The 26,852-nt window shown below is 52.5% G+C and carries 27 protein-coding genes and 1 pseudogene; 2 read left to right on the top strand and 26 right to left on the bottom strand.

Going from position 1 to position 26,852, the window contains the following annotated elements; all coding sequences use genetic code 11:
* From mutL to trpB, 7 genes are all read right to left on the bottom strand, one after another.
* On the bottom strand, window positions 1-1,233 hold a 1,233-nt coding region (mutL, locus tag DQG23_RS24420), incomplete at its 3' end, for a DNA mismatch repair endonuclease MutL (protein ID WP_113033539.1).
* 5 nt (window positions 1,234-1,238) lie between these two features.
* Entirely contained in the window at window positions 1,239-2,690 is a 1,452-nt protein-coding gene (locus tag DQG23_RS24415) for a S41 family peptidase (RefSeq protein ID WP_113033537.1), read from the bottom strand.
* Between the two features lie 982 nt (window positions 2,691-3,672).
* On the bottom strand, window positions 3,673-6,642 hold the full coding sequence (gene mutS / locus DQG23_RS24410; RefSeq protein WP_113033535.1) for a DNA mismatch repair protein MutS: 2,970 nt from the start codon (window positions 6,640-6,642) through the stop codon (window positions 3,673-3,675).
* A gap of 85 nt (window positions 6,643-6,727) precedes the next feature.
* Window positions 6,728-8,263: a putative amidoligase domain-containing protein gene (locus DQG23_RS24405; protein ID WP_113033533.1), complete on the bottom strand. Its 1,536-nt coding sequence runs from the start codon at window positions 8,261-8,263 to the stop codon at window positions 6,728-6,730.
* A 209-nt stretch (window positions 8,264-8,472) separates the two neighbouring features.
* A complete protein-coding gene (locus DQG23_RS24400) occupies window positions 8,473-9,039 on the bottom strand; it encodes an outer spore coat protein CotE (protein ID WP_113033531.1) in 567 nt (188 codons plus the stop codon).
* A 214-nt stretch (window positions 9,040-9,253) separates the two neighbouring features.
* A complete protein-coding gene (locus DQG23_RS24395; RefSeq protein ID WP_113033530.1) occupies window positions 9,254-10,222 on the bottom strand; it encodes an aromatic acid exporter family protein in 969 nt (322 codons plus the stop codon).
* Between the two features lie 136 nt (window positions 10,223-10,358).
* Window positions 10,359-11,516, bottom strand: a complete 1,158-nt coding sequence (trpB, locus tag DQG23_RS24390) for a tryptophan synthase subunit beta (RefSeq protein WP_113033528.1) — start codon at window positions 11,514-11,516, stop codon at window positions 10,359-10,361.
* Window positions 11,517-11,685: 169 nt separating this feature from the next.
* On the opposite strand from trpB, the gene DQG23_RS24385 reads away from it, so the two are divergent.
* Window positions 11,686-12,732 carry a DMT family transporter gene (locus DQG23_RS24385; protein ID WP_113033526.1) on the top strand — a complete coding sequence of 349 codons (1,047 nt, stop codon included), beginning with the start codon at window positions 11,686-11,688 and terminating at the stop codon, window positions 12,730-12,732.
* A gap of 21 nt (window positions 12,733-12,753) precedes the next feature.
* Here the strand turns inward: DQG23_RS24385 and DQG23_RS24380 are convergent, their stop codons facing one another.
* From DQG23_RS24380 to DQG23_RS24355, 6 genes and pseudogenes are all read right to left on the bottom strand, one after another.
* Window positions 12,754-13,578, bottom strand: coding sequence for an ABC transporter permease (locus tag DQG23_RS24380; RefSeq protein ID WP_113033524.1), 825 nt, complete (start codon window positions 13,576-13,578; stop codon window positions 12,754-12,756).
* Window positions 13,579-13,582: 4 nt separating this feature from the next.
* Window positions 13,583-14,359, bottom strand: coding sequence for an ABC transporter ATP-binding protein (locus DQG23_RS24375; protein WP_113033522.1), 777 nt, complete (start codon window positions 14,357-14,359; stop codon window positions 13,583-13,585).
* Window positions 14,360-14,428: 69 nt separating this feature from the next.
* Window positions 14,429-15,022: pseudogene (locus DQG23_RS24370) on the bottom strand (ABC transporter substrate-binding protein); the annotation flags it as partial.
* Window positions 15,023-15,085: 63 nt separating this feature from the next.
* Window positions 15,086-15,265, bottom strand: a complete 180-nt coding sequence (locus DQG23_RS24365) for a hypothetical protein (RefSeq protein ID WP_146762369.1) — start codon at window positions 15,263-15,265, stop codon at window positions 15,086-15,088.
* Between the two features lie 59 nt (window positions 15,266-15,324).
* A complete protein-coding gene (locus DQG23_RS24360; RefSeq protein WP_113033516.1) occupies window positions 15,325-15,801 on the bottom strand; it encodes an ArpU family phage packaging/lysis transcriptional regulator in 477 nt (158 codons plus the stop codon).
* A gap of 60 nt (window positions 15,802-15,861) precedes the next feature.
* Window positions 15,862-16,437 carry a hypothetical protein gene (locus DQG23_RS24355; RefSeq protein ID WP_113033515.1) on the bottom strand — a complete coding sequence of 192 codons (576 nt, stop codon included), beginning with the start codon at window positions 16,435-16,437 and terminating at the stop codon, window positions 15,862-15,864.
* Window positions 16,438-16,524: 87 nt separating this feature from the next.
* On the opposite strand from DQG23_RS24355, the gene DQG23_RS24350 reads away from it, so the two are divergent.
* Window positions 16,525-16,719, top strand: coding sequence for a PLDc N-terminal domain-containing protein (locus DQG23_RS24350; protein WP_113033513.1), 195 nt, complete (start codon window positions 16,525-16,527; stop codon window positions 16,717-16,719).
* Between the two features lie 5 nt (window positions 16,720-16,724).
* Here the strand turns inward: DQG23_RS24350 and DQG23_RS24345 are convergent, their stop codons facing one another.
* The 13 genes from DQG23_RS24345 to DQG23_RS24285 form a co-directional block, all read right to left on the bottom strand.
* The gene (locus DQG23_RS24345) at window positions 16,725-17,258 is read right to left on the bottom strand and encodes a DUF1064 domain-containing protein (RefSeq protein WP_113033511.1); all 534 of its coding nucleotides are present in this window, start codon (window positions 17,256-17,258) and stop codon (window positions 16,725-16,727) included.
* A 473-nt stretch (window positions 17,259-17,731) separates the two neighbouring features.
* On the bottom strand, window positions 17,732-19,144 hold the full coding sequence (locus tag DQG23_RS43055) for a DNA cytosine methyltransferase (RefSeq protein ID WP_238178012.1): 1,413 nt from the start codon (window positions 19,142-19,144) through the stop codon (window positions 17,732-17,734).
* 7 nt (window positions 19,145-19,151) lie between these two features.
* The gene (locus tag DQG23_RS24335; RefSeq protein ID WP_113033509.1) at window positions 19,152-19,475 is read right to left on the bottom strand and encodes a hypothetical protein; all 324 of its coding nucleotides are present in this window, start codon (window positions 19,473-19,475) and stop codon (window positions 19,152-19,154) included.
* Window positions 19,453-20,805 (bottom strand): replicative DNA helicase, encoded by a 1,353-nt coding sequence (locus DQG23_RS24330; protein ID WP_113033507.1) that lies wholly within the window; start codon window positions 20,803-20,805, stop codon window positions 19,453-19,455. The genes DQG23_RS24335 and DQG23_RS24330 overlap by 23 nt, the downstream gene beginning before the upstream one ends.
* Complete coding sequence (locus tag DQG23_RS24325) at window positions 20,774-21,601, bottom strand: Lin1244/Lin1753 domain-containing protein (RefSeq protein WP_158560671.1); 828 nt, start codon at window positions 21,599-21,601, stop codon at window positions 20,774-20,776. Before DQG23_RS24325 ends, DQG23_RS24330 begins: the two co-directional genes overlap by 32 nt.
* 14 nt (window positions 21,602-21,615) lie before the next feature.
* The gene (locus DQG23_RS24320) at window positions 21,616-22,266 is read right to left on the bottom strand and encodes a hypothetical protein (protein WP_113033503.1); all 651 of its coding nucleotides are present in this window, start codon (window positions 22,264-22,266) and stop codon (window positions 21,616-21,618) included.
* Window positions 22,267-23,019, bottom strand: a complete 753-nt coding sequence (locus tag DQG23_RS24315; protein WP_113033501.1) for an MBL fold metallo-hydrolase — start codon at window positions 23,017-23,019, stop codon at window positions 22,267-22,269.
* Complete coding sequence (locus tag DQG23_RS24310; RefSeq protein WP_113033499.1) at window positions 23,016-23,246, bottom strand: hypothetical protein; 231 nt, start codon at window positions 23,244-23,246, stop codon at window positions 23,016-23,018. The genes DQG23_RS24315 and DQG23_RS24310 overlap by 4 nt, the downstream gene beginning before the upstream one ends.
* Entirely contained in the window at window positions 23,243-23,845 is a 603-nt protein-coding gene (locus tag DQG23_RS24305) for a hypothetical protein (protein ID WP_113033497.1), read from the bottom strand. The genes DQG23_RS24310 and DQG23_RS24305 overlap by 4 nt, the downstream gene beginning before the upstream one ends.
* A 62-nt stretch (window positions 23,846-23,907) precedes the next feature.
* Window positions 23,908-24,840 carry a RecT family recombinase gene (locus DQG23_RS24300; protein WP_113033495.1) on the bottom strand — a complete coding sequence of 311 codons (933 nt, stop codon included), beginning with the start codon at window positions 24,838-24,840 and terminating at the stop codon, window positions 23,908-23,910.
* Complete coding sequence (locus DQG23_RS24295; RefSeq protein WP_113033493.1) at window positions 24,837-25,034, bottom strand: hypothetical protein; 198 nt, start codon at window positions 25,032-25,034, stop codon at window positions 24,837-24,839. Before DQG23_RS24295 ends, DQG23_RS24300 begins: the two co-directional genes overlap by 4 nt.
* Window positions 25,031-26,566 carry an AAA family ATPase gene (locus DQG23_RS24290; protein WP_113033491.1) on the bottom strand — a complete coding sequence of 512 codons (1,536 nt, stop codon included), beginning with the start codon at window positions 26,564-26,566 and terminating at the stop codon, window positions 25,031-25,033. Before DQG23_RS24290 ends, DQG23_RS24295 begins: the two co-directional genes overlap by 4 nt.
* Window positions 26,551-26,748 carry a hypothetical protein gene (locus DQG23_RS24285; protein WP_113033489.1) on the bottom strand — a complete coding sequence of 66 codons (198 nt, stop codon included), beginning with the start codon at window positions 26,746-26,748 and terminating at the stop codon, window positions 26,551-26,553. The genes DQG23_RS24290 and DQG23_RS24285 overlap by 16 nt, the downstream gene beginning before the upstream one ends.
* Window positions 26,749-26,852: the final 104 nt, after the last annotated feature.

Here is a 26,852-nt window from a genome sequence, read left to right as displayed (position 1 = left end):
ATAGGCGCTGCGCGGCGCGTCCGCGCTGCCGCGGTGCGCGGCCTGCGGCGCTGGCGCCGGCGTAGCCGGGCCGCCTGCCGCAGGGCCCGCTTCAAGGTCGCCGGCTGGGCCGGGGACCTTGAAGCCCGGGCTTGCGGCGGGCGCCGTTTGCGGCGGAGCGCCGTCCGCGCCGGGACGGTACAGCTCCATCCGCTCTTGAATGACCGCCGTCTTGGGAGCGGCGGACTTCCCTTGCGGGATGAGCACATGCCGCCCGAGCGATTCGCGAACGGCCTGCTCGACGCACTGCATCAGCTCCGCTTCCTTGCTGAAGCGAACCTCGAGCTTCGCCGGATGAACGTTGACGTCAAGTAGCGACGGATCCATCGTCAAGTGCAGTGCAGCCGCCGGAAAACGGTTAATCGGAAGCAGAGTATGAAACGCGTTCAAGACAGCATTCGCAAGCGTATAGTTTTTTACGTACCGGCCGTTGATGAAAGTGGATACCGCCGAACGGTTGGCCCGTGTCAGCTCAGGCTTGGACACGTAGCCCTGAACGGCATAATCGAGACTTTCGCCGCTGACGGGCACCATCTGCTTGGCGAGCGCCGTACCGTAAACAGCCGCCACAACCTGCAGCAAATCCCCGTTCCCCAGCGTCTGCAATAACGAATTGCCGTTATGCTTAAGCGTAAAAGCGATTCCCGGATGCGCCATCGCCAGCCTGTAAATATAGTCGGACACGTGACCGAGCTCCGTCTGAATCGTCTTCATATATTTCAGCCGCGCAGGGGTATTGTAGAACAATTCCTTGACCAAAATATCCGTGCCGCGGGAAGCTGCAGCATCCTCCAAGGCGATGAACGTCCCGCCTTCAATACAAAGCCTGCGGCCCAATCCGCCGGAATCGGTTGCCGTAACGCATTCCACTTTAGATACGGCGGCGATCGAAGGCAGTGCTTCGCCGCGAAATCCGAGCGTACGAATATGGAATAAATCTTTACCCGTTGCGATTTTACTCGTCGCATGGCGCAGAAAAGCGTTTTTGCAGTCGTCGCCTTCGATGCCCGAACCGTTGTCGGTCACCCTGATCAGCTGCAAACCGCCCTCCTCTAGCGAAACGTCGATTCGCGTGCTGCCGGCGTCGATCGCATTCTCCACAAGCTCTTTGACGACGGAAGAAGGACGCTCGACGACTTCTCCGGCCGCTATCTGGTTGGCGATATGATCGTCCAATATGCGTATGCTGCCCATATCGATCAGCCCGCCTTCCTGGCAAAAAGCGATATCCGCTCTCCGCTGCCGCCCCAAGACAATTGCGGAAATTCACGCGCAAAAGCATTCAGTTCGATGTACCCGGTTCCGTCGGAGAGAATAAGCGACCCGTCTTTTTCCGTAAAAGCGGCCGCAGCTTTAGCACTTCTAATGTCCACCGATACGTTCGCTTGATTCCATGTAATCGAAGCGCCGATCAAAGCGGCAAGCACACGCGAAGGTACGTACGTCTTGCCGTTCTCTACGATGACCGGCATCAATTCTTCGCGTCTTACCTTGTCGATCGTCACTTGCGTGGGCGTCCGCTCCAGCGTAATTTCGCCGATTCCGGATTGATGCAGCACTGCGATCAGCTGAGGCAGACTGCCTTCGATCTCTACGTCGGGCTGCAAGCCTTTATGGTCCACTTCGCGGAAATTAGGCGTCAAATATTGCTCGACGGTCAGCTTCAGCATACTGCCGCTGTTCAGTTCATAAAGCGTTTGAACGCTGCCTTTGCCGAACGTTTTCTTCCCGAATACTTTGCCTAGCCCGTAGTCTTGAATAAAGCCGGTCAACACCTCGGATGCGCTCGCGCTTCCTTCGTTCACGAGGAAGTACACGGGCACCGGCAGCGAAGTTCCGTTCTCCACGATGACGGGACGGTCGTTTTTGTCGCGGTCCAGCGAGTGAATAAGAACGCCGTTAACTTTGAACGACTTCGCGATATTTGTCGCCGTATCGACCAAGCCGCCCGGGTTGTCGCGAATGTCGACGATGAGCGATTTCATGCCCGCCTTCAGCAGCTTGTTCAATTCGACTGCGAAGAGCTCGTCGGCTTCTGCCGAGAAGGTGGCCAATTTGATATACCCTGTTTTGCCGTCGAACAGCTGACCGGTAACGACAGGCAGTGCCACCCTTTTGCGAGCGATATCCATCGTTTTGAGACTGCCGCCCCGCTCGACCGTTACGCGCAGCGTGCTGTTCTCGGCGCCCAGGAGCTTGTCCGTCAATTCGCCGTAAGCTTTTCCCTTTATCGGTTCGCCATCGATCTCGACGATCACATCGCCTTCAATCATCCCTGCGGCTTCGGAGGACGTCCCTTCATATACCTCGACGACGAGCAGACCGTTCTTCGAATCTTCAAGCTGTACGCCGATTCCGACAAAATCTCGGTTCAGCATGCTTTCGAACGATGCGAAATCGTCTTTCGATAAATAGTTCGTATACGGATCGTTCAGCTTTTTCAACATTTCATCGACGGTGTTTCCGGCAAGCTCTTCGCTCCCTATTCCGCTTACATGGTACTTGGCGATCAATTCTTGCACCATGTCGCGATCGGCCGCCTTGCCGTCCTTGCTTACTTCGGCGAACGCCGCAGACGATACGGACAAGCATGCCGCAATCAGTGCACCTGTCGCTAAGCGCCTCAGCATACCAATATTTCGTCGTTTCATCCGGCTCAACCCCTTTTCTTCCCGAGCTATCCGACAACCTATGATCGCGTCGACATAAGCGAAAGAAAGTCCGGGCTATATATCTTTTTCTATTTCTAGTATCTAGAAGCATTTCAACTCTTATCCTATAGATTTTAAAGAAGTAAGCATTTAATCGTGCAACGAGTAGTGATCCTCATCATGAGGCAAAGTTTACTATTCGTGAGGCAAACTTCACTATTTCAAACCGAAAACCCATGTTCTGGCGAGATAATGAGGCAAACGCAACTAATAGTGAGACAAACGAAATGAATAGTAACGTTTGCCTCACTAACGGGCGAGAACGAGCATGTTACCTGCGAAATAGTGAGGACAGCCTCATGAACAATAACGTTTTCTCCACTAAGCGCACGGTTCGTACGTAACCATTACGAGTTCCGTGTTTGCTTTCGTAACCAGGTCATCAGTCTCTAGTTTTAGACTTGATGGTGTACTATTTGTTTGACCGCGTTTGATCTTAGGTTTGCAGCATGGCTTTTCGTAAATAGCTCGCAGTTACACAGCAGGTTCGTATTCGGCGCAGCTGCGTCTGTACATTGAATCGATGCGGTCACGCTTCTAGCAGGTTGCCGGACTAGAGTTGAGCGTTTACTGTTTCATTGATTTTTCAACTCCGTGCCAAACCTTGTTCAGGCGGCTTGGACACGACTTCTCCGATGCCGTTTCATGATTGCCAGCCGGTTATACGGAGAAGTCGATGCTGCATTACTTGCATCTATTTGGTGTTTGAGCGTTTCCTTAATTTCGCTTCGGAGACTGTCGAATAATTCAGGATACATTCTACGCCTCACTTGTACCGCCGAAATTAGCGTTTAGAGCGATTTACTTTGCGGAATTTGGTTTCCTCTATGCAATACTAATCGATATGAAAGGCTTTGAGAGGTGGCTTCAAAAATCGTCCGCATTTATTCAACAGTCTCCTTCGTATCCATATAACTCTATCCTACTTCTCTTGCAGCCGCTGCTTCAGCTCATATAGCAGATTCATCGCGGCAAGCGGCGTCATGTTGATCAAATCGGCCGTGCGTATTTGCTCCGCGATAAGCTCCGCTTTTTCGTCCGTTTTGCGCTTGGGCGCTTCGGCCTTCTTTTCCTCTTGAAAAAGGCTCAGCTGCACGTAACCCGCCGCCGTCTGCTGACTGGCGGTTTCCGATAACGTCGCGGCCGTTTCCTTTATCTCAAAGCTCGACGGAGCGGCAGTCCGCACCGCAGCATACTCGTCAATCCGCTCGGGCAAGCCGCCCGCATGCTGTAGTGCCGTCTCCGAACCTCCCTGTCGGCTGGACACAGCCGCTTTGTCGCGCTCCGCATTCGGTAACGCCGCCTCCGAACTTCCCTGCAGGCCGGTCACAGCCGCTTTGTCGCGCTCCGCATTCGGTAACGCCGCCTCCGAACTTCCCTGCAGGCCGGTCACAGCCGCTTTGTCGCGCTCCGCATTCGGTAACGCCGCCTCCGAACTTCCCTGCAGACTAGACACAGTGGCTTTGTCGCGCCCTACATTGCCGGCGGCGCTAATATTCCCGCTCTCCGTCTCCATGCCGCTTAACAGATCGTATGCGCGGTCGATTATAAGCTCGGGCAGACCGGCGATCCGCGCGCAATAAATGCCGTAACTAGTGCTGGCGGCTCCGCGAATGAGCTTGCGCAGGAACGTAACCTGCTGCCCGCTTTCTTTGACGGCCATGCAGTAGTTTCGCAGCTGCGGCAAGCTTTCCTCCAGATGAGCCAGCTCGTGAAAATGCGTCGAGACGAGCGTCTTGCAGCCGATCCGGTCATGCAAAAATTCGATGACGGCTTGCGCGATCGCCATCCCTTCGCCGGTAGACGTACCGCGGCCGAGCTCATCGATAATGACGAGACTCCGTTCCGTCGCTTTGGCGGTCATGACTTGGATGTCCATCATTTCGACCATAAAGGTGCTTTGGCCGCCGATTAAATCGTCCGCCGCGCCGATTCTCGTAAAAATGCGGTCGATCAGCGGAACGACTGCCTGATCCGCAGGGACGAAGCAGCCGATCTGCGCCATGATGCCGATCATCGCCACCTGACGCATATACGTGCTCTTACCGGCCATATTCGGACCTGTAATAAGCAGCATGCTGCCGTCCTGCTTGTCCAATCGCGTATCGTTCGCCACGAATTTGCCGTCTTTGGATACCGCCTCAACGACGGGATGACGGCCGCCTTCAACCTGCAGCCCATAACCGCCGGACAGCTGCGGACGAACGAAGCGGTTCGCTGCGCTGACCGTCGCCATCGATTGGAAAGCGTCCGCGGCTGCGATCCGCTCGGCGAGCCGCTGCAATCTGCCGATTTCGCCGGCGATCCGCTCGCGCAGCTGGACAAATAACGCATATTCGATGTCGACCATCTTTTCTTGGGCTTCCAAGATAAGCGCTTCTTTCTCTTTGAGCTCCGGCGTAATAAAACGTTCCGCGTTAGCCAGCGTCTGCTTCCGCTCGTAAAGCCCTTCCGGAAGCGATCCGAGATTCGATCGGGTCACTTCGATATAGTAGCCGAATACTTTGTTGTAGCCGATTTTGAGCGACTTGACGCCCGTCCTCTCGCGTTCGCGCCGCTCCAGCTCGGCGATCCACTGCTTGCCGTTTCGGTCGGCCTCCTTCAGCTGATCGAGATGCGCGTCGTAGCCGTCCTTGATCATGCCGCCGTCGCGCACCGATACCGGACCGTCCTCGACGATCGCCTCTTCGATCCAGCTTCTGACGTCGGTACAGCCGTCGATTTGCGCTCCGAGCCTGCGCAGCGTCTCCGAAGATGCGGACAAGCAAAGCTCGCGAACGGCCGGCACGACCGCAAGCGACAGCTTGAGCGCGTGAAGATCGCGCGCGTTCGCGCTGCCATACGATATCCGCGCCACGAGCCGCTCCAGATCGTATACCTCTTTAAGCAGCCCTCGGAGCTCGTCGCGAACGATCAGCTGATTGTACAAGCAGTCGACGGCGTCGAGACGTTCCTCGATACGCTCGCGGTTCATCAGTGGCTTCTCGATCCAGCGGCGCAGCATACGCCCGCCGATCGCCGTAACCGTCTCGTCGAGAAGCCAGAGCAGCGATCCTTTCTTACTTCTCTCGCGAACCGTCTCCACAAGCTCCAAATTGCGCCGCGTGAACGGATCCATCGTCATGTATTGAGTCGTTTCATACCAATGTACGTTCGTAATATGCGTGAGCGCCCTTTTCTGCGTTTCGCCCAAATAGGAAAGCAGCAAAGCGATCGCAGCGCGTGCCGGCTCCGGCAGAGCCCGGACGGCATCCGCAGAAAACTGCGCTTCAAGCAGCTGCTCCTCCTGTTTACCCCAGCCGGTAAGCACGGCAGGACGCACCGCTGCATGAATGCCCGACTGCAGCTGCTCCAGCAGCTCCGGGCTTGCAATCAGCTCGGACGGCGTATAAGTCGCCAGCTCGTCTACCAGCGATTCATAGGCGCCGGGAAGCTCCGTCACATACAGTTCGCCTGTCGACAAATCGCATACCGTAAATCCGAAACGCTCTCCATACCGGACGACGCCGGCAATATAGTTGTTGAGCCTGTCGCTTAGCAGCTTGCCGTCCATCAGCGTTCCGGGCGTCACGATCCGCACGACTTCGCGGCGTACGACGCCCTTTGCCTCGGACGGATCTTCAACCTGCTCGCAAATCGCCACTTTATACCCTTTTTCAATCAGTCTTGCTATGTAGTTCTCGGCAGCATGGTACGGAATTCCGCACATTGGGATGCGCTCTTCCGCACCGCCCTCTCTGCCGGTCAGCGTAATTTCCAGTTCGCGCGACGCCAGTATGGCATCGTCGAAAAACATTTCATAAAAATCGCCCAGCCGAAAAAATAAAAAGGCGTCCTGCACACCGGCTTTAATGGACAAATACTGTTCGATCATCGGTGTGTACTTCGTCATTTTCATCCTCCAATACGGTTCGCAATAGCCTTATTATAACATGAATCGGAAGGAAACCGTAGATTTGCCGTATTTTGTCGACGGGCTAACGCCCTGCCAGCCAAACGCCCGACACCGCTCCGCCCCCTCTTGCCTTCGCGCCGGGACGGTTGATTTCGCCCGACAGTATCCACACCTGGGGTTCATCCGCCAGCTCCACGCCCCAACGGCGGCGGAAATCTTCCGTCTCGTCCCAGCTATGCAGCGTAAGCATCCGCTTTTTCAGCCAATCGAGCTCAGAACGATACGCTTTGTAGGAAGGCGTCGCCTCAATATCCTTCCATAACCGCTCGACATGGGGAATAATCGCAAGCTTATCGCCCTCGTAATAAGCTTGCTGAATGTCCGGCAGCGACAGCGGATCATAGTCGAATTTCGCATAATGATCGCCGATTATGCGCGCCAGCGTCAACACGCCTACAGCCGTTTCAGGCGAAACGAGCCAGCTGGGTAGCGTACGGTATTCGAAGCCGCCATGCGCTTTTTTGCGAAAATCCCCCAGCTTGCCGTACCTCGGTCTCCTGCGTTTGGCGCCCTCCCCTTCTACTAATGAAAGCGGCAGCGCCAAATAATTGTCCAGCGTCCGCAATAAATGGACGTTCGGCCACAGCCCGCTGAAATGGATGTGCCCCCCCAGCGCCAAACCTTTAACAGGCATGCCGCCTGCCAGCCACTCAAGCGAATCGTCCCCGATCATTTCGGCCGCTTGACGCATCGTTTGTTTGAGCCTGCGAACAAGCTCGCGCGGATTCGTGCTCGGAGCAGGGCGAAGCTCAACAAGCGCCTGAACGACTTTATGGCTGCGCAGCACGACGCCGTCGCTGCCGACCGGGCCGTCTTTTTCGAAAAAACGGGAGGCCGGCACAACTCGCCCTTCGGGGTTTTGCAGCACGAATTCGGGATCCGCTCCCAGCAGAACGGGCGTTTGGCGGCTCATCTCGCGGCTCAGCTGATCGCCGTAACGCGCGATGGCATCCGCAAACAATTCCGCATACCGGAGCGTCATCGGAAATGTCGGCCGAACGTCCGCAATAACCGTGTCTCCGTTCGGCCGAATGCCGATGTCAACGAGCGCATAGTCCAGTCCAAGCGCGTATACGGCTTTCACCGCTTCCCGGCTCGCTCTTTTGGCATGAAACGTTTGATCGGACGGCTCCAGTTCATGAAATCGGCTTCTTGCATGGAAAATCCGAGTTTGAGAGGTAAGCAGGGCGCCTTCGTTTTTTTTCTCAAAAACGGCGAGCGCCTCCATTTGGAAGACGGGAACCAAATATTCCCGCGAAAAATCGCCTCCCAGCGAACCTTTCCGGCTGCCGCCCGGCAAACGTTCCATTGTCTTCAGCCCGTGCAAGGCTAACGTCCGGTCCCGCAGCTTAGGCTTTCCCGCCAGCTCCGTCGCCTCAAAACGGTTAAGTATTCGTGCGGAATGCGTCTTTCTCAGTTTATCGCGATGCTTGCCTCCCCACAAAAGCAACGCATTGCAAGCCAATCCGGCCGGGTACAGGCTGCCGTGCGGTATCAAGAGACGCTCAAGCAGCAGCTTGACCTCAGGCTCGTTTCCATGAAGAAAAAAAAGATGCATGCAAACCCCTCCCGCAGCTTAATGCCGGAACTTTATTCGGAAACAAAAACAAAAAGAGGGCAAACGCCCTCAGCACGATCTGTGCAGCCGCATATACTATCCAGTAAGAACATAACAAGCGGATTTTCTGGCGACGCCTTCGCAAAACGTTTTGTGCCTGCAAAACGGCTTCGAGAGCATGCAAGAGCGCCAAAAGCTACCTGCACCCGTCAGTTCAGCTCGTCATCGAGCAGGTCAGGATCCAGGTCTTCGTAATCGTCGTCTCCGCCGTCGAAATCGATCGTCTTGTCGCCGAAGTCGTTGATTCCGTTCGGATCCACAATAACGCAAACCTTCGTTTCCGCGACCATCTCGACGAAAAACTCCCGCTCCACTCGAATGATCACGCTGTCGCCGTGGGATGATACCGTAGCTTCCACGCAGTTCGGCTCCTGTGTCGCCACCGCCGAAACTTCCGCTGTGGAAGCTCTATGTTTTTTATCCAGATAGGATAGCGGGACAACATCAACATACGATACCGTTTCCTTAGCTACGTCCGTTTTGGTGTTTTTGTCGTACGAATACCAGATGTTGATGTCGTAAGTACCGATAACCTCGATTCCGTTCGTGCCTTTCGCCGCCTCGTACTGGTTATTAATAATCCAAGCGCCGAGGATGCTGGTTGGAGCATGGGACGGAATTACGGTGTGGCTCACCTGGCTGAACTTACGACCTTTGCCGCAGACTGCTTTCGTTATAATCTCTCTCCGCTGCAAGTCTTTATCTGCAATAGACATCCTTTCAACCTCCTCCATACAATCATTCATTTAAATTGTATGCAGGACATTCGTCTAGGGTGACAACTATTTGATTAAGCCCTTTATATTTTTTACGCCTATAACACGTTTCGTCCACCGAACGCAAAGACGTCCAAAAAACGGCGCTTCCGCACCGCTCTTCGGACGTTTGATTGCTATTTTCTACCTATTTATTTCCTGACAGACAAAGCATTCAAAGGGTATTTTCATTGTTTTCTTTACGCTTTTTTAGCGTTTTGGCGATCACCAGGTAGCTTTTTAACTCCAGACAAAGCTGCAAAATGGCCGACCGCATTTCAAACTCCTCGCGCGTTCGCGGCAGCTCCATCGATTTGAATGACCGCTCGAGCTTGTCCAATTCCTTCTCCGCGTTTCCCGTATAAAACGTTTCCTTGACGTCCACCTTCAGCTGGTCGAATAATTGAGCGGCCGCTTCTCCGTGTGGTAGAGACCGGTACACCTGCGATACGAGATCCAGCATCCGATCGATCGATTCCAGCTGCTGCCGCCGCATGTCGAAGTATCCTCTCCAGTCGTCCTCTGCATAAAACAGTTTGTTTTCGGCGGAGTTTACAGATAAAGCGAACCCTTCCTTGATCGCGTTTCCGGCTGCAAGCAGCTCTTTGCCGTCCCAAATATGGTTGTCTCCCTCGCGCAAATGAATCGCGATTTCGCCAAAAATGTCGGAAAACAGCTCGTCGATCCGTTTGCGCGCCTCCTGCAGCCTGCTCTCCGGATTCGGCATGTAGATCAAATTGATGATCGTCGCCGTGCCGAGCCCGACGAACAGCAGCTTCACTTCATTCCAAATCATCGCCGCCTCGATCGATTGCGCTGCGAACAGGTGGATCATGACCACCGTTCCGGTAACGATGCCGTCGCTCAGCTTCAGCCTTGCGAGGATCGGGTAAACCGACATGACGAACAAAGCCATGACCCATATTTGAAATCCGCATACATAAAAAAGGATCGACCCTACGAATAGCCCGAACAAGGAAGCGAGGAGGCGGATCGTTGCGCTTCTCAAGCTCCGCTTTTTCGTAACGTCGACTCCCAAAATGGCTAGCAGCCCCGCGGATAAAGGGGAGCCCAAATCGAGCCACTGCGCCAAATAAATGGCGAGAGTCGCCGCAACCGCCGTCTTGAGGATGCGAATACCCATGATTCTCACTCCGCTCGATTACATTCAAGATAAGTATGTCCGCAATTGCTGCCGAAATTCGCGGGTTCCATAAGCCGTCCCGCATTCAGGAAGAAACCAAAAACCCCGCACCGGAATGCGGGGCTTACATGTTGCATTATTTATTTAACATATGGAATACTTGCTCGACGTCTTTATCGCCGCGCCCGGAAAGGTTAACGATCAGGATGGCGTCTTTGCCGAGCTCGGGTGCCAGCTTAATCGCATGGGCTACCGCATGAGCGCTCTCGAGAGCCGGAATGATCCCCTCCGTTTTGGAAAGCACTTGGAACGCATCCAACACTTCTTCGTTCGTTACGGTATAGTACTCGGCACGGCCGGTTTCCTTCAAATAACTGTGCTCCGGTCCGATACCCGGATAGTCGAGACCTGCCGCAATCGAATAAGTCGGCTTCGGATTCCCGTTCTCATCCAGAAGAACAAGGCATTTGAACCCGTGAATTTCTCCCGGCACCCCTTCCGTCAATGTCGGCGCCTGGTCAGGCTCGACGCCGATCAGCCGCACGCCCGGCTCGTCGATGTAATGGGCGAACGACCCGATCGCATTGCTGCCTCCGCCCGCGCATGCGATTACCGCATCCGGCAAGCGGCCTTCTTTCGCAAGAATTTGCCGCTTCGACTCTTCACTGATGATCGATTGGAAGTGCTTGACCATTGTCGGGAACGGATGAGGACCGACTGCCGATCCGAGCAAATAGAAAGTCGTTTTGTAATTGGTAACAAGATCGCCGAGCGCTTCGTCTACGGCGTCCTTCAGCCTGCCTTGTCCTTTGGCTACTGGAATAACTTTAGCGCCGAGCAGCTCCATACGAAACACATTAAGCGCTTGACGGCGAGTATCTTCCGCTCCCATATAAATGATGCATTCCATATCGAACATGGCGCATACGGTTGCCGTAGCCACCCCATGCTGTCCGGCTCCCGTTTCGGCGATGATGCGCTTTGCGCCCATCCGCTTGGCGAGCAAAATTTGTCCGAGCACGTTGTTGATCTTGTGCGAGCCCGTATGGTTCAAGTCCTCGCGCTTCAAATAAATTTTCGCCCCGCCCAGCTTGTCCGACAAATGCTTGGCCAGGGTCAGCGGATTTTCCCGGCCGACGAATTCGGTTAAGTAGTATTTATACTCTTCAATAAACTCGGGATCGTCCTTATACTTGTAAAATTGCGATGCAAGGTAATCGAGAACCTCTTGCAGCTCGGGCGGCACGAAGCTTCCGCCAAATTGACCGAAATAACCCACCTGCGCAGTCGTCATTCCAAAACAGCCTCCTCATTCGAAGTGTAACGGTTACATTTTACTAAATCCGAAATCCGTTGACCAGCTAAACATTTCGGTATGATTGACGAACCTCCGGACTGCACTTATATTTAATAGGATTATCCTTTACTTTAATACCACTATTTTTTAAAAGGGGAACGCTTTCATGTGGCTCGCTTATGCCGCCGCCGCAGCCGTTTGCTTCGGCTTTAGGGGCATCTTGTATCAATGGACGTCGCGAAAACCGCTGGACAGAAACCTTATGCTGTTCGGCGTTTATTTATTCGGCACGATCGTCGCGCTAACGACAACACTCGTTACCGGGCAGCGATGGACGGACGGCACGTTGATCGGTCTTGTCATGGGATTGTTCTCCTACGGCTCGAACGCTTCGATGTATAAAGGATTCGCTGTGGGAAAAGCTTCGCTCGTCGCGATCTTTACGGCCCTTCCGCCGGTTGTCGTCATCGCAGGCGCTTACGTGCTCTGGCATGAGACGCTGAATTTCGGGCAAATTATCGCCTTCGTCGTTATTCTGACCGGCATACTGATGATCCGGTATTCGAACGAGCTGTCTTTGTCCAATCTGAACGGCGTGCAATGGGCTATTTTTGCCATGCTCGGCTTCGCGATTACCGACTTGGCTTCGAAACAATCGACTTTATGGAATGCGGCGACGTTCCCTACGCTGACGCTGATGTACGGCACGGGAACCTTGCTTTTTATGGGAACCTGGCTCCGCAGCTTGTCCAAAAGCTCAAGCGCAGCAAGCCGCTCGGACGCAAAGAGCGGGGAGCAACCCGACCTTAGCCCGTCGCCGACTGTTGCAGGATCGGCTGCAGGCGAACCCGCTTCCGCCGCTCCCGAGGCAGCCGTATCCGCCTGGAACGAAACCGCTTCGACCGGCGGCCGGGATGAAACGGACGAAACGGAAAAAGCCGAGATAAACATCTCGGCGTTAAAGCAATGGTCATTCCGCAAGACGGTCTTATGGGGCATGTTCGTCGGCATTACGAATATTTCCGGCATGATGCTGCTTATGCCGGCCTTCAAGCACGGGATAACCGGACTCGTCTCGGCGATCGGGGCGATGAGCGTCGTGCTGATCTTGCTGTACGCCCGGCTTATCTTGCGCGAATCGTTCAGCAGGATGGAGGCGGCCGGCGCGGCGCTTGCAGTCGTCGGCGTACTCGTATTGAGACTTCTCGGCTAAACGAAGCCGTTCTTGAATGCCTCACTTGCGCGTTAGCTTCTGCTCCGCATATGCGACCGCTTGATACATCGCGGTCGCAAATATCGCGATGATAAACAAACTCATGATCACAAGGGTAAAGTTGAAAACTTGAAAGCCATATATGATTAAGTATCCGAGCCCTTGCTTGGATACGAGAAACTCGCCGACGATAACGCCGATCCAAGACAGTCCGACGTTGACCTTCAACGTGGAGATAATAGCGGGAAACGAAGCGGGATATATAACCTTGCGAAACACGTCCCGCCGGTTTCCGCCGAAAACGCGAACCACCTTTACGTAGTTGGCGTCGACCTCGTTAAAGCTCGAATAGACGACAAGCGTCGTGATGACGACCGTTATCGCCAGCGTAATGCCGATTATCGACATCATCCCCGGGCCCAAGCCGACGATAAACAGCGGGCCGAGCGCCACCTTCGGCATGCTGTTGAACACGACGATATACGGATCGAGCACCTTTTGCAGGAACGGCGACCACCAGATAAGCACCGCAAGTCCCGTTCCGCAAACGGTGCCGAGGATGAAACCGATCGCCGTTTCCATTACGGTGACCCCGATATGCGGCAGCACCGAGCCGTCAGCCAGCTTCTCGAACAGCATGTTGAGGATTTTGCTCGGATAACTGAACAGCAGCACGTCGATCCACTTATAACGCCCCGCAATTTCCCATAATCCGAGAAATAAAACCAATATGGCCAATTGCGCCGTAAGCACGAGCCTTCTCGTCCTGGCTCCTTTCATTAAATAATCCCGATAAATACGCTCTGTCAGGCCATTAAACGAATGGATCCGGCCGGGCTTCTCCATACGTTCACCCCCTGTCCTCGGATGCTTCAAGCTCGCGCCAAATATGTTCGACAAGCGGGTGAAAGCCCGGCTGCTCCCGGGACCGGAAAGGCGTTTGCGCGCGAATTTCCTCCGGCACCGCAAGCTCCGTGCGAATACGGCCGGGATTGCGGTCGAGCACGATGACGCGGTCGCTCATCGCAATCGCTTCGGCGATGTCGTGCGTAACGAGCAGCGCCGTTTTGCGGTGCGCTCGCAGCGTCTCGGCGACAAGATCCTCGAGCTGCAGCTTCGTTTGGTAATCGAGTGCGGAGAACGGCTCGTCAAGCAGCAAAATGTCCGGCTCCGTCACGAGCGTCCGCACGAGCGCCACCCGCTGCCGCATCCCTCCCGACAGCTGCGCCGGCAAGCGGTCGCGCGTTTCGAGCAGCCCCATTTCGCCGAGCAAATGCTCGGCGTACTTGCGCTTTTCGTTCGTTAGGCCGCCGTTTAATTCCAAGCCGACAAGCACGTTTTGCCAAATCGTACGCCATGGAAACAAATAATCCTGCTGCAGCATGTAACCGACCTTCGTCGAAGGTTTTGCAACGGCGCTGCCGTTCACTTCCACCTTGCCGACGGTCGGCTGGAGCAGTCCGGCGATGAGCGACAGTATCGTCGTTTTGCCGCAGCCGCTCGGGCCGACGAGGGTCACGAATTCGCCGGCTTCCACGGCGAACGTAATATTTTCGATCGCCAGCGACGCCCCCCGCTCCGTTACGTATACTTGCGTGACGTCATACAATGCGACTGTATGGTTCATAGGAGTCCCTCCCCGTCCCCGCGGCTGCATAAGCCGGATATCACCCGACAAATGTGCGTATTATTGGCTTTACTTCACCGTCTTTATCGCTTTCTCGGCAAACTTATTGTCGACCAGCGCGCCGTGCGATACTTTTTGCTTCAGCTCGCCCGCCGCCGACATCACATCGAGCAAGTTATTCCATTCGTTCTCATCGACGATCGGGTCGGTCGCGAACGATTGCTGATCCTTGTAACGCTTCACGACCATTTTGACGATTTCCATATCGGTATCTTTAAAGTAAGGCGCGATCGTTTGCGCAACCTCGTCTACGGTCGACGATTGGACCCATTTTTGCGCACGGTGCACGGCGTTCGTAAATTTTTGAATGGTGTTTTCATTCTTGTTGATAAAGCTTTTCTTGGCCATAAACACCGTGTAAGGCAGCTTGCCGCTCTCGACACCGAACGAGGCGATAACGTGGCCCTTGCCTTCCTTCTCGAATACGGATGCCTGCGGCTCGAACAACTGCACGAAATCGCCCGTTCCCGAAGCGAACGCCGCCGGGATGTTGGCAAAGTCGATGTTCTGGATCAGCTTCAAATCCTTTTGCGGATCGATTCCGTATTTCTTAAGCGTAAACTCGCCCGCCATTTGCGGCATGCCGCCTTTCCTTTGACTTAATGTATTTTTAGTAATACCAACTACAAAGAAAGACGGCAACCCGTTTGTAAGGTTGCCGTCGTCTTATTCACCTGGTTTATGTCTTACTCCAGTAGTTACTTCGAGGAGTATAGCTAAGTTACGGTTTAATTGATTTTTTGTTAATTTGGATAAAACCTCCATTGGATCAGTGCCCAAGGAATTCCCTTGATTATCAACGAATATTACATTCGCAGTAATCTCCTTTTTTTCTTTCTTCCTCATAGGCATCCCCTCCATTATAAGGGTATGCTCCGCTGATTGTCCTGGTTTACAGGCAATTGTCATTCCTTGGTCACCTCATCCCTCACTTTCTCTACAGCAATATTCAGGAACAGCGCTAATTTATAAAAAGCCTTCCATCTAATTTTAACGTAATGCCCCTCACTGATCGGAGGATTAAACACGAAGCTGTACACCTTATAGTCCCGCACGTATTCGCCATCGTAATCCTCGGTCATGTAACGCGCCTCGATCAGCAGCCGCTCTTTCGGATGCAGCCGCTTCACAGCCCGTTCGATGCGTTCGCAGTATGCCCGCCTTGCCCCCTGAGCGTCGACGTTATGGATAGCTATCTGCGCGGTTTGATCGCTTATCTTGCCGGACGCCCCGCCTTCACGCGGTTCATAGCTCGCTGTAATCGTGGCCTCACGCTCTTCATACGCAATGAATTTGAATATTCGGTACTTCTCGAGCGCATCCTCTACGGCTTCCTGCGTCTTCTTTCGATCCAACTCCGGCAGCTCGAAACTCAGTTGCATGCAATCACTCTCCTTGTTGGAGGTTGCCCCCACGCGCTAACGCAGGGACGTTTGAATCGATTAGTACGGCAGATCGTCGTAATTCTCGTCTGCCGGATCGCTGGCTCCTTCATCCGCTGGCTTTTCCTGATCGTCTGGCTGCGCGTCATTAGCGGCCTCTTGCTCGGCTTTGCTTTGCCGTCCGCGACGCTTACGGGCTTGTCCAAGATCAGTTACATTGTCAGTTGGCTGCTGCTGCTCGTCTTCTTGTGACTGCTCGGACACTTGCTCGCCGTCCTGTTTCCCAGCTTCCGCATCTCCTTCTTCTCGTTCACCGGCATCCGCCGCCTGTTCGCCTTCCTGTTTCGGCGGCAAGTCGTCTATGCTCATTTGGTTGCCAGGAGCGTCGACAATTCCAGATTTATACGTCGAATAAGTGACTCCCTGGCGTTCCGAATCCTCGCCATCCTCATCGTCGTAATCATCGATATCCACTTGCCCGCTGGCGATCTGCACGAATACGATGCTGCCCTTTTTCAGCTTATGAAGTGCGACGATCTGTTCGTCGGTCAGTTCGCTTTTCACTTCGAGCTTGATAATCGTTTTATTTGCTCCGGCGTTAAAATCTTGAAATGCTGCTTTTACTTGAGTTTTCATGGTTAGTTCGCTCCTTAGAATAAATTTGATTGCAACCTTCCAGATCATTCCAGCGTATTAGATATAAATTAAATCGAGGTGATCCGAATGATAATCCACTTTACTGGAGTTCTTATCTTTCTATTTTTCTTCTTTGTACTTCATATCGCTCTTTGCGTTTGGGGATATCGCGATAGCATCAGAAGGGGTAGAAGTAACGAATACGCAATTATTGTTCTGGTCGGATTGTTGTTTTTCCCAGTCGTCGGACTCATTGTTTATTTGATTATTCGAAACGATTAGGCTGATTACTTAGCAGCCTTTTTTTCTTTGTTCTCCTGCCGCTTCTTGACCGTATACTCCTCGATCATGATCCAGCCGCCGAATTTCTTACAGTATTTCATCACGACGAGCGGCGGGAAGTCCGGAAAGCTAGCGTCGAACATCTTCCGCTTGAGTCCGAATTTCTGATCTTCGGCACCTTTAACATCGACATATACCGTCTTGCGTCCTTCCCTCAAAACCGCGAAGTCAGGGGAATAGGTAATTGCTTGATGCTTGACACCGTCCTTTTCGAATTTTGCGAGAAGTGTAAATTTCGGTTGAAGCTCGACTCTAATCCGTCCCGATCGAACAAGCGGTAGCAGCTTATCCCTGTAATATTTGGCTTCGAGCTCAGAATCGAAGATAATGAACCGACTCTCGTCGAATCCTTTGGTTTTGAAGTCCTTGACCTGGGCAGCAGTAAGCTTGTTCATTTCACCGGATAGAAGGTTGAGGATTGTTTTTTTGGCATTGTACTTACTGCCGGCCTCGCCTTCCTTTTTCTTGGCGAATCTCAAGCCCAATCACCTCGCTGCATGCATAATTTGCTCCACGGTATTTGCGACGCTATCTTCGTATAATGTGGCCGCTGCACATACTCCGGTTTTGATGACAAACCCCAATAATATTTCTCTGCTTCAGAACGTATGTTCTTTTCATGAGCATGACAAAGAGGAACTAAAGCCCATGTTTTTTTCGCGGCTTCCGTGCAGCCGGGGTATTTGCATTTTTCGTTCATCGCGTTATTGCTCCTTTCTCAGTCGGTACCTTTTTGATTTTATGGCGCATTCACTACGCTCGAGTGCCCTTGCTACTATGTCAGTCCGGCGAGTGCCTAAAATCATTTTTTCAGCATCACGGCTGTATGGTCGCCATTCTCGCCTATGTGGTTCTGGCTTCCGTTGAGCCTGCATCTGGCGGGCTGCGGCGTAACGAACTTCGAGCGATAGGCTGCGATTTGTTGCGATCCAATATAGTTCAGTGGTGTTTTTCATTTCTGCATCATCCGATCCATTTGCTTAATCGCCCACAAAATCGGAAGCACCTGAAGCGGATCAACAGCATTACCTAATGCCTTAAGACGCTTAGTTCGGTTCTTCACCCCGTTTGCTACCCGTGGCGGCTCCCATTCAAACTGCGGAATACCGAGGGGAGCAGGCTGCGGATAATTAGAAATCAGTTCCGTGAGCATATCAATCGGATTCATTCCACTTCTGTCCAACCAGGTGGAAAGTTCATCAGCACTTCGACCCAGTACGGATTCAATTGACCAGATGTCTCTGAAACTACCATCGATAGTTCCACTTGCTTCCCTTGATCTATTCTCCTTTGAATGCACGGCATTGATAAATTCCCCCTGTCCCGATTGTCCGAAGCATTCGGAGTTGGCCACAGTTTCACAGCTGCAGGCAAACCGTTCCTCTGCTCCTCTGGGTTGATTTCCCCACGTTTCTCCGCATCGTTCGCTCGTGGCGTAGGCCATAGCTTCACAGCATCGTTTAGATTCTGACTCCATCCCTGTTGTTGTTTGCGCTGAGCTCGCGGCCCTTTCGGATCGTCTCCGCTTCGGTAGTCCCTCGCTTGTGGAGTTGGCCATAGATGTACCGCTGAATGCAAATCCGGAGTTCTCCGTTCTCTTTCCGATGGGCAATCCCCTCGTAATGTTGCTTTTGGAGTTGGCCATAATTGAGCCTTCCATTCCGCTATGTCCGTCCGTAAGCTTTTGCTTTGTCCGCCCCCGTGACTCCCGATCGCATCCGCAGCATTTGGCGTCGCCCAAAGTCTCATTGTCTTCGGATCTACCTGCTCCCGAAGATTGGCCGGTTTCGTTCTCCCTTTGCGTGAGGTTGTTGCTTGCTTGATTAGTGCTTCCTCCGAACGCTGTCCCATATGATCCATCGTGTTCGGTGTAGCCCAGAACGAAGACTCGTTCCCGTTTGTGCGAGGCATTGACGCCTGCAGCCGGAATAACAATCGGCCACGCGGAGTAACCGAGCTCTTCCATTTCAACAAGCACATCGTCGAGCCCCATACTGATGTTTCCAGCAACATTTTCACGCAAAGCCCAGCGGGGTCGGATTTCCTCCAGGACGCGGCGAGCTTCCGGCCAGAGGTGACGGTCATCTTCCTTGCCTTTTCGCTTCCCGGCAAGACTGCTAGGCTGACAAGGGTCTCCGATGGAAATAAGGTCAATTGCTCGACCGGTTCCGATGATTCCACGCTGCTCCAGCTCCTTTCTTGTAAAATCATACACGTCGTCTATTATTGGGACACCCGGGAATCTTGCTTTCAATACTTTTTGACAAAATGGCTCTTTCTCGCAGAAAGCCACCGTCTCCATGCCAACCCATTGAGCAGCGAGGTCAATGCCAGCAATACCGCTAAAAAGACTTGCTTTTCGCATATTCCGCTCACTCCTCCCCTAAAAAATCTGATAGATTAACCTTCTTTGCCTGCGTCTTCGGTTCTGGCGCGGGCTCTACTTTCGGTGGCTCCGCTGGCGTATCGTTAAACACCCACCCCAGTTCGGCATAAATCTTCCGCAGCCCGGGATATTCCTTCGCAAGCTCGCCGCGCCGATACCGTTGCATTTCCGCACTCACAAAATCGTATTTCTTCATGAGCTCGGACTTTTCAGCATCCGGCATAAGAGGATCGGAAAGCTCCCCTGCCTTCTGCACCAGCCACATGGCCGATTTATCGTACTGCTCGTCATTTTGAATCCTTCTTGACACTCGCCTCACCGCCTGATGCTTTCGGCAGCTCAATGTACCGCTGCAGCCACCATTCGAATTTATAACGGAACCGGTTCTCGCCGACGTCCCGGCCCTTTGCGAAGTAGGAACGAACAACCTTACAGTTGTCCACCATGTCCCCCTTCTTGTGCCATAGGAACTCAACTACGTCCGCGTCTTGTTCGATGCTGCCCGATTCTTTCAAGTCGGAAAGCTTCGGCTCTTCCCCGTTGTCGCTCTCACGGGTCATTTGAGACAACATAACAAAGCAGAATTTGTATTGCCTAGCGAGTTGCTTTGCCGTAGACGTTACTCTGCCGATCGCCTGAGCGCGGTTCTCACCCTTGCGCTGCGGAATGTTCATTATCTGTAGATAATCGACGAACACCGCCGCCACCTTGCCGTGCTTCTTCTTAAACCTCCGGACCGTGGCCCGAATCTCGTCGATCGTAACGGCCGCTTTGTCTTGAATGTAAATCGGCAGCCTATCGAGTTCGTCGAGAGCTTTGTCGATCTTCTCATGTTCGGTATCCGTAAGGCTCTCTTTCTTCTGAGTCAGTCTGATATAGTTCACGCCCGACTTTTTAGCAATCATTCTATCCTCAAGATTCACGTCGCCCATTTCTTGCGAGAAGATCAGCACACAACCGCCGTCGGGGTTGTTTGTCGCTATGCCTTCCGCAAGCTGAAGCATCTTGGCTGTCTTGCCTACACTGGGCCGACCTGCTAGGATATAAAGCCACCCGCGCCAAAGCTGCGCCCATTCGTCGAATTGTAGAAACCCGGTAAGAAGCTTCTCAGCCTTGCTCTTCAAATGCTTTTTATACTTCTCCCGAATCTCAGCCATGCTTTTCATTTCGCCGGACTCCTGCGGCCAAATATCGGCGACAAGCTCTTCCACAGCGGCAAACATTTCCTCATCTGTAGCATGATCGCCGTCAGCTGCTTCTTTGACCTCATCTGCCAGCCCGTAGAGCCGTTTACGGTTTCCATTCTTCCGGACTATCTTCGCGTAATGTGTGACCGACGCGGGCGACGTAGAAGGGCAGGAGCTGGCGAGCTGTGAGAGATAGCTAACGCCTCCGATTTCCTCGAGCCGCCCGCGCCGGCTGAACATTTCACTGACCGTTAGGATATCGATAGGCTTGTCCTGTTCGTCGAGATAGAGGAAAACCTTCCAGAGTAATTCATGCCGGCCCTGTGCGAAGTCTCGGTGCTCAAGGAAACGAATGTCGTCAATACGTTCCGGTTCTCTTAAGATAGCGCCGAGGACGGACTGCTCAGCCAATATGCTGCTATCAAGGGTTGTAAATGAATTCTGTTGGGTCATTGCCAGCCGCCACCCACTCTCGGAACGCCTCTTCTCTCTCGATATCCTGCACTTGCCCGCAGTCTTGTGCTGACTTTACATGGTCCTTCCACCGATCGTTTCGAAGGAATGTTGCCGGGTATTTGATGAATTGCTTCTCCTTCCCCGTACATTCCTCGGCATAGTCTCGAGCCGCTTGAATGATTTCGTCAATTGGAGCTTTTGCCTTTTCTAGTGCAGCCCATGCCTTTTCAGCATCAACGCGGGAAGCGCGTTTCGGATATACATTCCAAAACTCTTCAAACTGAGGTGATAAAGTATTTGTTTTATCTTTGTTTTCCTTTCTCTTTGATTTCCCGGTTTCTTCTACCGGAAATAGTTCGATTTGAGAGTTTCCGTCACCAGAAACGTTATTAATAGGTAGGTTTCCGTCGTCAGAAACTATGAGCTCTGGCTTTTGCGGCAATGCAGATATACGCTTTTTGAATGCGTCCCGCACGTTATCCACGAGATTTTGACACCAGATAAGCCGGCTTTTCTCCCATAGCTCTTTATCGATCGCGTCCACATCAACCAGCGTTTCGATGATCCAGAGCGCCTTTTCTTCATCAACCCGCGCTTTCGAGAGAAGGAACCGGCGGTCGGAAGAATGGTTCCAATCGAAGATCATACCTTCTGTACCGCCGAGAACCTCAAGAAGCTTGAACCAAAACGCATACCCGTCATTGCCGAAGTCGCTTTCTAGAACGAAAAGCGTTTTGCCGCCGTTAATAAAGTGCGGAAAGTAGTCGACGGTTCCCTTTGATGGTCTTGCCACTGTCACCACCCGCTTTAAGTTGTTTGGTCGGCATAAATGCCTTTGACGTATTTGGCTATCATCTCCGCAAGCTCTCGCTCGTCTTCACCTGGATTAATCTCATGTGAGGGGATGCTGAACCATTTTTCGATGACTGTCAGCAATCCATTGATCAATTTGACTTCTGCCGGCTGCTCGACGGTATAGCCGTTGACGATGGCTGACATATAATCGAAAGGGCGCTCTGTCGCAAATTTACGTATTGATTTCCAGATGGGGTGGTCATTTTCTTCATTAACACTAAGTAACAGAAGATACGCTTGGTGTTTGCTGATTCGTCCAATCTCACAATCTCTATGAAAACCATCGATTATTTCAGCCACTTCTCGAGGCAGCTCAACAAGCTTTTGCTCGTCAATCGTCCGCTCAATCTGCTGCAGGAGCAGCGACCGTTCTTCAGTTAACGATGCCACTTCCTCGCGCAGCTTGATAAGCTCCTGGTCAAGCCCTTGCCACTCAGGAACAATTTCGCAATGTTCTGCATGAAACACTTCACCAGCAAAGCCGCATTTACGATCACATGCGATATACTGGCCGTGATCTGTCTTAATAGCCAAGAAGACCAGCCCTTTCTGATAAACGCGGCTTTTGTTTCTTAAATCTTTGTTGAGTCTGACCAAGTCCATTTAGACAACCTCCAAAAAATAATGTTTGCCATTCTCGAATCCCTTTTGCCGTAACGCCCGCTCAACGGTCATCCGGGCAAGCGTAGGGTTATTGTTATTGCTGGATAAGTGCGTCAAGTAGATTTTCTCGCCGCGGCCTTGTACAAGCAGCAGAAGCGCTGTCGCCGTCTGCTCATTGCTCAAATGTCCGATGTCGGAGAGGATGCGGGCCTTCGTTACGTCCGGATAATTGCTGACTTCGACCATAGCCGGATCATGATTGGCTTCAATAATGTAAATGCTGCCTTCCATCAATTTGAGCATTTCCGGATCAACATGTCCGGTATCAAACACCACGCAGCAGCGGTTTCCGTCGTCGTCCTCGATCGAATAGCCGATCGGCTCATATGCGTCGTGATGGGTGCGGAATGGATAAAGATGCATTCCGCCGAGCTCGATCATTTCATATTTGCCGTATAGGGTTGCTACTGTACGGCGCAGCTCGTCGTGTACACCGGAAATGCCCTTCCATTCGCCGTCTGAAGCGTAAACCGGAATTCGATACTTATTAGCTATAGGCAAACCCTTCACATGATCCCCGTGGGCATGGGTCAGGAATATTGCCTCGATTTCATCAGCCCTTATGCCTGCCTCGAGCAGCCGCTTTTCGATCTTTGTTTTGGCTATGCCGGCATCAATTAGCACCGCCGTTTGCCCAGACCGGATAGCGATGCAATTGCCTCCGGATCCGGATGCGAGGATGTCGACTTTCATATTGCACGCTCCCGTTTCGTTTTCTCCTGCCACGCTTTTAGAAATCCGCATGTCTTGGCCGGTACCTCATAATGCCGCCGCCCCAGGACGAACGATACGAATTTGTCCGTCGAACGCTCATAATACATGCCGTTGAGCACCGGGGCTTTTGGGGCTGCTGAGACAACCGGGGGAGCCGGTTCCGATTGCTCGGCTCCCCAGTCGTCGAATATATCGAGCTGTTTCACTCTGACGAGCCTGCCTCAAGCGTGGCCGCTTTTTCTTGCAGGCTTTTAAGCAGGCTCGGGATATTCAACCGGTTGATAAGATCGGCGGAGAGCTGGGCCTTAAGATTGCTTTCGAGCGTCTTGATGACGGTTTCCTCAGCTTCTTGTCGAGCGTTCTTAATCAAAGCAGTCATCTTGCCGATCAGCTCTTTTTCAAGAAATTTGTTGATGAAAAATTCGTGAATCGACATTTTCGCATCGCTCGAATACCGCGGTGTATTACCGTCCTTATCAAAAACTTTCTCCTTGAGATATCTGTCGTAGCGCATGCCGACGAACTCGCTAAGCGTGAGCATTTGGACTTCGGAACCCCATTCGCTTGATTTGTGCGGTATCGTCATGGTGCTTACCGTATCGGACATGATCTTTTTAAGAAAATCGTCGGTAACCTTGCCGGCCACTTCTTCCAGTTTCTTATTGAGCATGGAATGCGTGCTTTTCTCGATTCGTTCGGTGAATTTTGCTTGAAGACCATTTATTACTTCCGCTTTAATAATCGAATCAAGATCGCCTTCTTCCGAAATCCAATCTAACTCAACCTCAATTTTGAATACTGCCACCTTAATCACTCCCGAAATATTTGATTTGTAGAGCCGCCAGGACAGCGGCCCTAGTTACTGCTTTACGCTAACGGATCGTCGGGAAGGTTGTCGTCATTGCCCGCCGCGGCTTTCTTCTCCTCGATGTGCATATCCATGATCTTGAGCAGCCCGAGCATTTCCGCGAGAGTCGGCTTGTCGCCTTTCATCTTGCAGTTTACGGCGATGTATTCGGACATCTTTTCTGTATCCGTAATGCCGAGTTGTTTAAATTTTGCCGACATCTGCTTACGGGCATCAGCCATCTTCTTGGCTTCCTCGTCCTCCGGCTTCGGCGGTGGCGGCTGGAGCTGTTCGGCGGCGCTTGCTGCATTTGCTTCGGCCGTAATGTCCCGGCGGGCTGGCGGTTCGTAAGCAGGAATGTTATCCGCTGCCCCGATCTGCTCGTCCTCTGCGACCTCAATGCCAAACTGTCGTTTAAAGGCCCGCTTAATCGCGTGCTTCACGATCATGTCGTCAAAGTAATCCTTCCACATCTGCGAATTTCGGCCTTTCAACAGGTGCTCGACTTGATCGCGCCGTACAATTACCAACATGTTCGGGGCATCATCCCTGTAGGCGACGCAATAAGCGCCGATAGTTTCGCCTGGATTCATCACATCCGGCTCGTGTTCGATTTCACCCGAGTGCATCTTTGCTTTGAAATGATCGTTCTTCCGGATTTCGGCGGCGACGAATCCTTTGTACTGCGGATGCCGTTTTGCCAATGCGACGATGCCCTCCACTGCAATTTGAATGGACATCTGCGGCCCGTGCTTCTCGCTGTTGTAAACGATACAGTGGATTTGATTAAGGAATGGATTTAGTCCGGAACGAGCGCATGTTTGAACGAAAAGGGCAAATTGCTCGTTCGTAGTGCCACGGGCGATTGTCGCTTTCAACGTGTCGAGCTCCGTTTGCGAGAAACTACTAACAACCGACTGTGTGTTCATGGTTTGAAGTGCTTGATTGCTCATTGATTATTTCCCCCGATCGGCTCAAGGTGTTCGGTGATGTACGCGCCACCTTTACGAATATGGTGATGGACGTCAGCCCTTAAACCCGGCAGTATGATTTCATTCGAGTCTTCGAAATATGGCGTAATTGTTTGACCTTCGAACAGTCCACTTCCGACGTCGGTTTTGATTACCTTGTATGATTGTGGCTTCATGCTTCGCCCTCCGTTTCAATTTTCAATTCCTGCCCCGGCACAGCTCGTCCGGTAATAAGTTGGTCATATACGGCAACCGGCCCGGTGTAGCTCTCGATCCCATCGATAAAGCAAGGGACGATCAACTCGGATTGTTTGAAAAGCACTTCCGTAAGTTCCAAGCCTGCGGCGATCTTCTCGCCGGCCGACAGGACAACATAATCTTTGCCGTCCATCTGGATGGAGAAATCCGGCTCGTAATCGTCGCTAGATTTAACATATTTGAATAGGCGAATTGATAGAGTTGTGAACAGCGATTGAACCTTTTCGGCCTGCAATTCCGCCTCTTTCGCGCGGTAAGCCTTGATCGCATCGAGAATGAAAATGGACTCTTTCAAGCTGGCGAGCGTCGCTACTTCATCCGTTTTGGCCTTCTCGACTTCCCCTGCGAGCCGATCGCGTTCGGTATGTGTCCGGATTGTTTCCAGTATGTTATCGAGCTGATCCTCGAGCTCCCGCACCTTCTGCCGCTGCTCAGAAACGTCAACCCATTCCAGTGCAGCGAGCTCCGCTTCTGCATCTTTTCGATTAGATACGAGCGTCTTGTGATTGTCCTGGAAGCTGGTCTTTCGGCGCTCTTTATCGTCCGTTACAGCCTTAACAGCTTCGTCTTGTAGAGCCTGCTTGCAGGTCCGGCATGTGTCCTCGATAGGCTCGTCCCGCAGCTCAGGCCAGCGTTTGGCTGATGCGCTTATTTGCTCTTGCAGCGAATTTATGCGGGCTTGCAGAGTGGTATAAGCGGCGTTAGTTTTGTCCGTATCTACGACCACTTTATCCGCGGCGTTGATTTTCTCACGTAACTCGGCTTCCTTGACCTTCACGGCTTCGATATCGGTGTTTACTATCGGCAGCCTGTCCAACTGCTCTTGCAGCGTCTTTGTGCGGCTATGTGCGGCGATGTGCTGCTTTTCAAGCTTGGATTTCTGACCGCCGGTGCCGCCGTGGATTTTTACCAGATCGTCGAGAGAATGCTTTTTGGTCAGATCGCCCAGCCTGTCCGCCTGTAGATCAGGAAGGTGCTTTAAAACTTCCGATTTAGCCGGCGCCGTCACGTATTTCAAAATCTGCTCGCGCTGCTTCGTCCAGTGGAGCCCGAAAAAGTACGATGGATTATATAAGGACAGGAACTCGTCTTTGTCGAACAGTCCAGCGACCGCAGCCTCGTATTCTTTAGCCTTGACCGGCACATCATTGATATAGAAGCGGTTGGTCCCGCCGTCGATCTCTCTAGCAAATTTGTGCGGCACGCCGTCAACCGAAAGCAGCAATGATGCGAACACGCGGTCGAAATTGTAGTTAACGGGGGCCGGATTGAATTTGCTACCGAAGATGTCCGTTCCCCACAGCACCCATACCGGCGCGGTGCCGATCGATGTTTTGCCTTGCCCATTGCGGCCGGATAGCTTTGTAACGTCGCCAAATTTAATGGATTGTTGACGGTGCGATGTGAAATTGACCAGATCGGATTCGATGAATCTTACTTGCTTTGGCATGTGCTGCCCTCGCTTTCCTTGTATTTATCAAGCAACTCGCCGATAAAGCATCCGCCACGCTTGCCGGTCTTGATCTTCCAGCCGCTACTGCAAGTTTGGTCGCCTTTGCCGCCGCGCTTGCATTCGGAGCAGTCGACAAACAATTTGCCGCGAGAATCAGGTTTGCTATATTTGGGCTTCATCTATAACCCTCTCTTTCAAAATTGCTTATTTACCGAGAAACGACCGGCATGTTAGAATGATTGCGGATATTTTTTTATTTGCCTCTCTTATGCGGAGGCTCTTT

Source organism: Paenibacillus contaminans, from assembly GCF_003285015.1.
Taxonomy (GTDB): Bacteria; Bacillota; Bacilli; order Paenibacillales; family NBRC-103111; genus Paenibacillus_V; species Paenibacillus_V contaminans.
Note: the sequence above shows the minus strand (reverse complement) of the source record. Positions and strands in the feature narration are given on the sequence as shown.

Excerpts from the sequence above, each read along its gene's own strand:
- mutS (WP_113033535.1), bottom strand. The coding sequence starts at position 6,642 with ATGACGAAGTACACACCGATGATCGAACAGTATTTGTCCATTAAAGCC.
- DQG23_RS24380 (WP_113033524.1), bottom strand. The coding sequence starts at position 13,578 with ATGGAGAAGCCCGGCCGGATCCATTCGTTTAATGGCCTGACAGAGCGT.
- trpB (WP_113033528.1), bottom strand. The coding sequence starts at position 11,516 with ATGACGACTGCGCAGGTGGGTTATTTCGGTCAATTTGGCGGAAGCTTC.
- DQG23_RS24355 (WP_113033515.1), bottom strand. The coding sequence starts at position 16,437 with ATGAAAACTCAAGTAAAAGCAGCATTTCAAGATTTTAACGCCGGAGCA.
- DQG23_RS24360 (WP_113033516.1), bottom strand. The coding sequence starts at position 15,801 with ATGCAACTGAGTTTCGAGCTGCCGGAGTTGGATCGAAAGAAGACGCAG.
- DQG23_RS24385 (WP_113033526.1), top strand. The coding sequence starts at position 11,686 with ATGTGGCTCGCTTATGCCGCCGCCGCAGCCGTTTGCTTCGGCTTTAGG.
- DQG23_RS24350 (WP_113033513.1), top strand. The coding sequence starts at position 16,525 with ATGATAATCCACTTTACTGGAGTTCTTATCTTTCTATTTTTCTTCTTT.
- DQG23_RS24295 (WP_113033493.1), bottom strand. The coding sequence starts at position 25,034 with ATGAAGCCACAATCATACAAGGTAATCAAAACCGACGTCGGAAGTGGA.
- DQG23_RS24290 (WP_113033491.1), bottom strand. The coding sequence starts at position 26,566 with ATGCCAAAGCAAGTAAGATTCATCGAATCCGATCTGGTCAATTTCACA.
- DQG23_RS24395 (WP_113033530.1), bottom strand. The coding sequence starts at position 10,222 with ATGGGTATTCGCATCCTCAAGACGGCGGTTGCGGCGACTCTCGCCATT.
- DQG23_RS24300 (WP_113033495.1), bottom strand. The coding sequence starts at position 24,840 with ATGAGCAATCAAGCACTTCAAACCATGAACACACAGTCGGTTGTTAGT.
- DQG23_RS24400 (WP_113033531.1), bottom strand. The coding sequence starts at position 9,039 with ATGTCTATTGCAGATAAAGACTTGCAGCGGAGAGAGATTATAACGAAA.
- DQG23_RS24405 (WP_113033533.1), bottom strand. The coding sequence starts at position 8,263 with ATGCATCTTTTTTTTCTTCATGGAAACGAGCCTGAGGTCAAGCTGCTG.
- DQG23_RS24330 (WP_113033507.1), bottom strand. The coding sequence starts at position 20,805 with ATGACCCAACAGAATTCATTTACAACCCTTGATAGCAGCATATTGGCT.
- DQG23_RS24315 (WP_113033501.1), bottom strand. The coding sequence starts at position 23,019 with ATGAAAGTCGACATCCTCGCATCCGGATCCGGAGGCAATTGCATCGCT.
- DQG23_RS24320 (WP_113033503.1), bottom strand. The coding sequence starts at position 22,266 with ATGGACTTGGTCAGACTCAACAAAGATTTAAGAAACAAAAGCCGCGTT.
- DQG23_RS24285 (WP_113033489.1), bottom strand. The coding sequence starts at position 26,748 with ATGAAGCCCAAATATAGCAAACCTGATTCTCGCGGCAAATTGTTTGTC.
- DQG23_RS24365 (WP_146762369.1), bottom strand. The coding sequence starts at position 15,265 with ATGAGGAAGAAAGAAAAAAAGGAGATTACTGCGAATGTAATATTCGTT.
- DQG23_RS24415 (WP_113033537.1), bottom strand. The coding sequence starts at position 2,690 with ATGAAACGACGAAATATTGGTATGCTGAGGCGCTTAGCGACAGGTGCA.
- DQG23_RS43055 (WP_238178012.1), bottom strand. The coding sequence starts at position 19,144 with ATGCGAAAAGCAAGTCTTTTTAGCGGTATTGCTGGCATTGACCTCGCT.
- DQG23_RS24375 (WP_113033522.1), bottom strand. The coding sequence starts at position 14,359 with ATGAACCATACAGTCGCATTGTATGACGTCACGCAAGTATACGTAACG.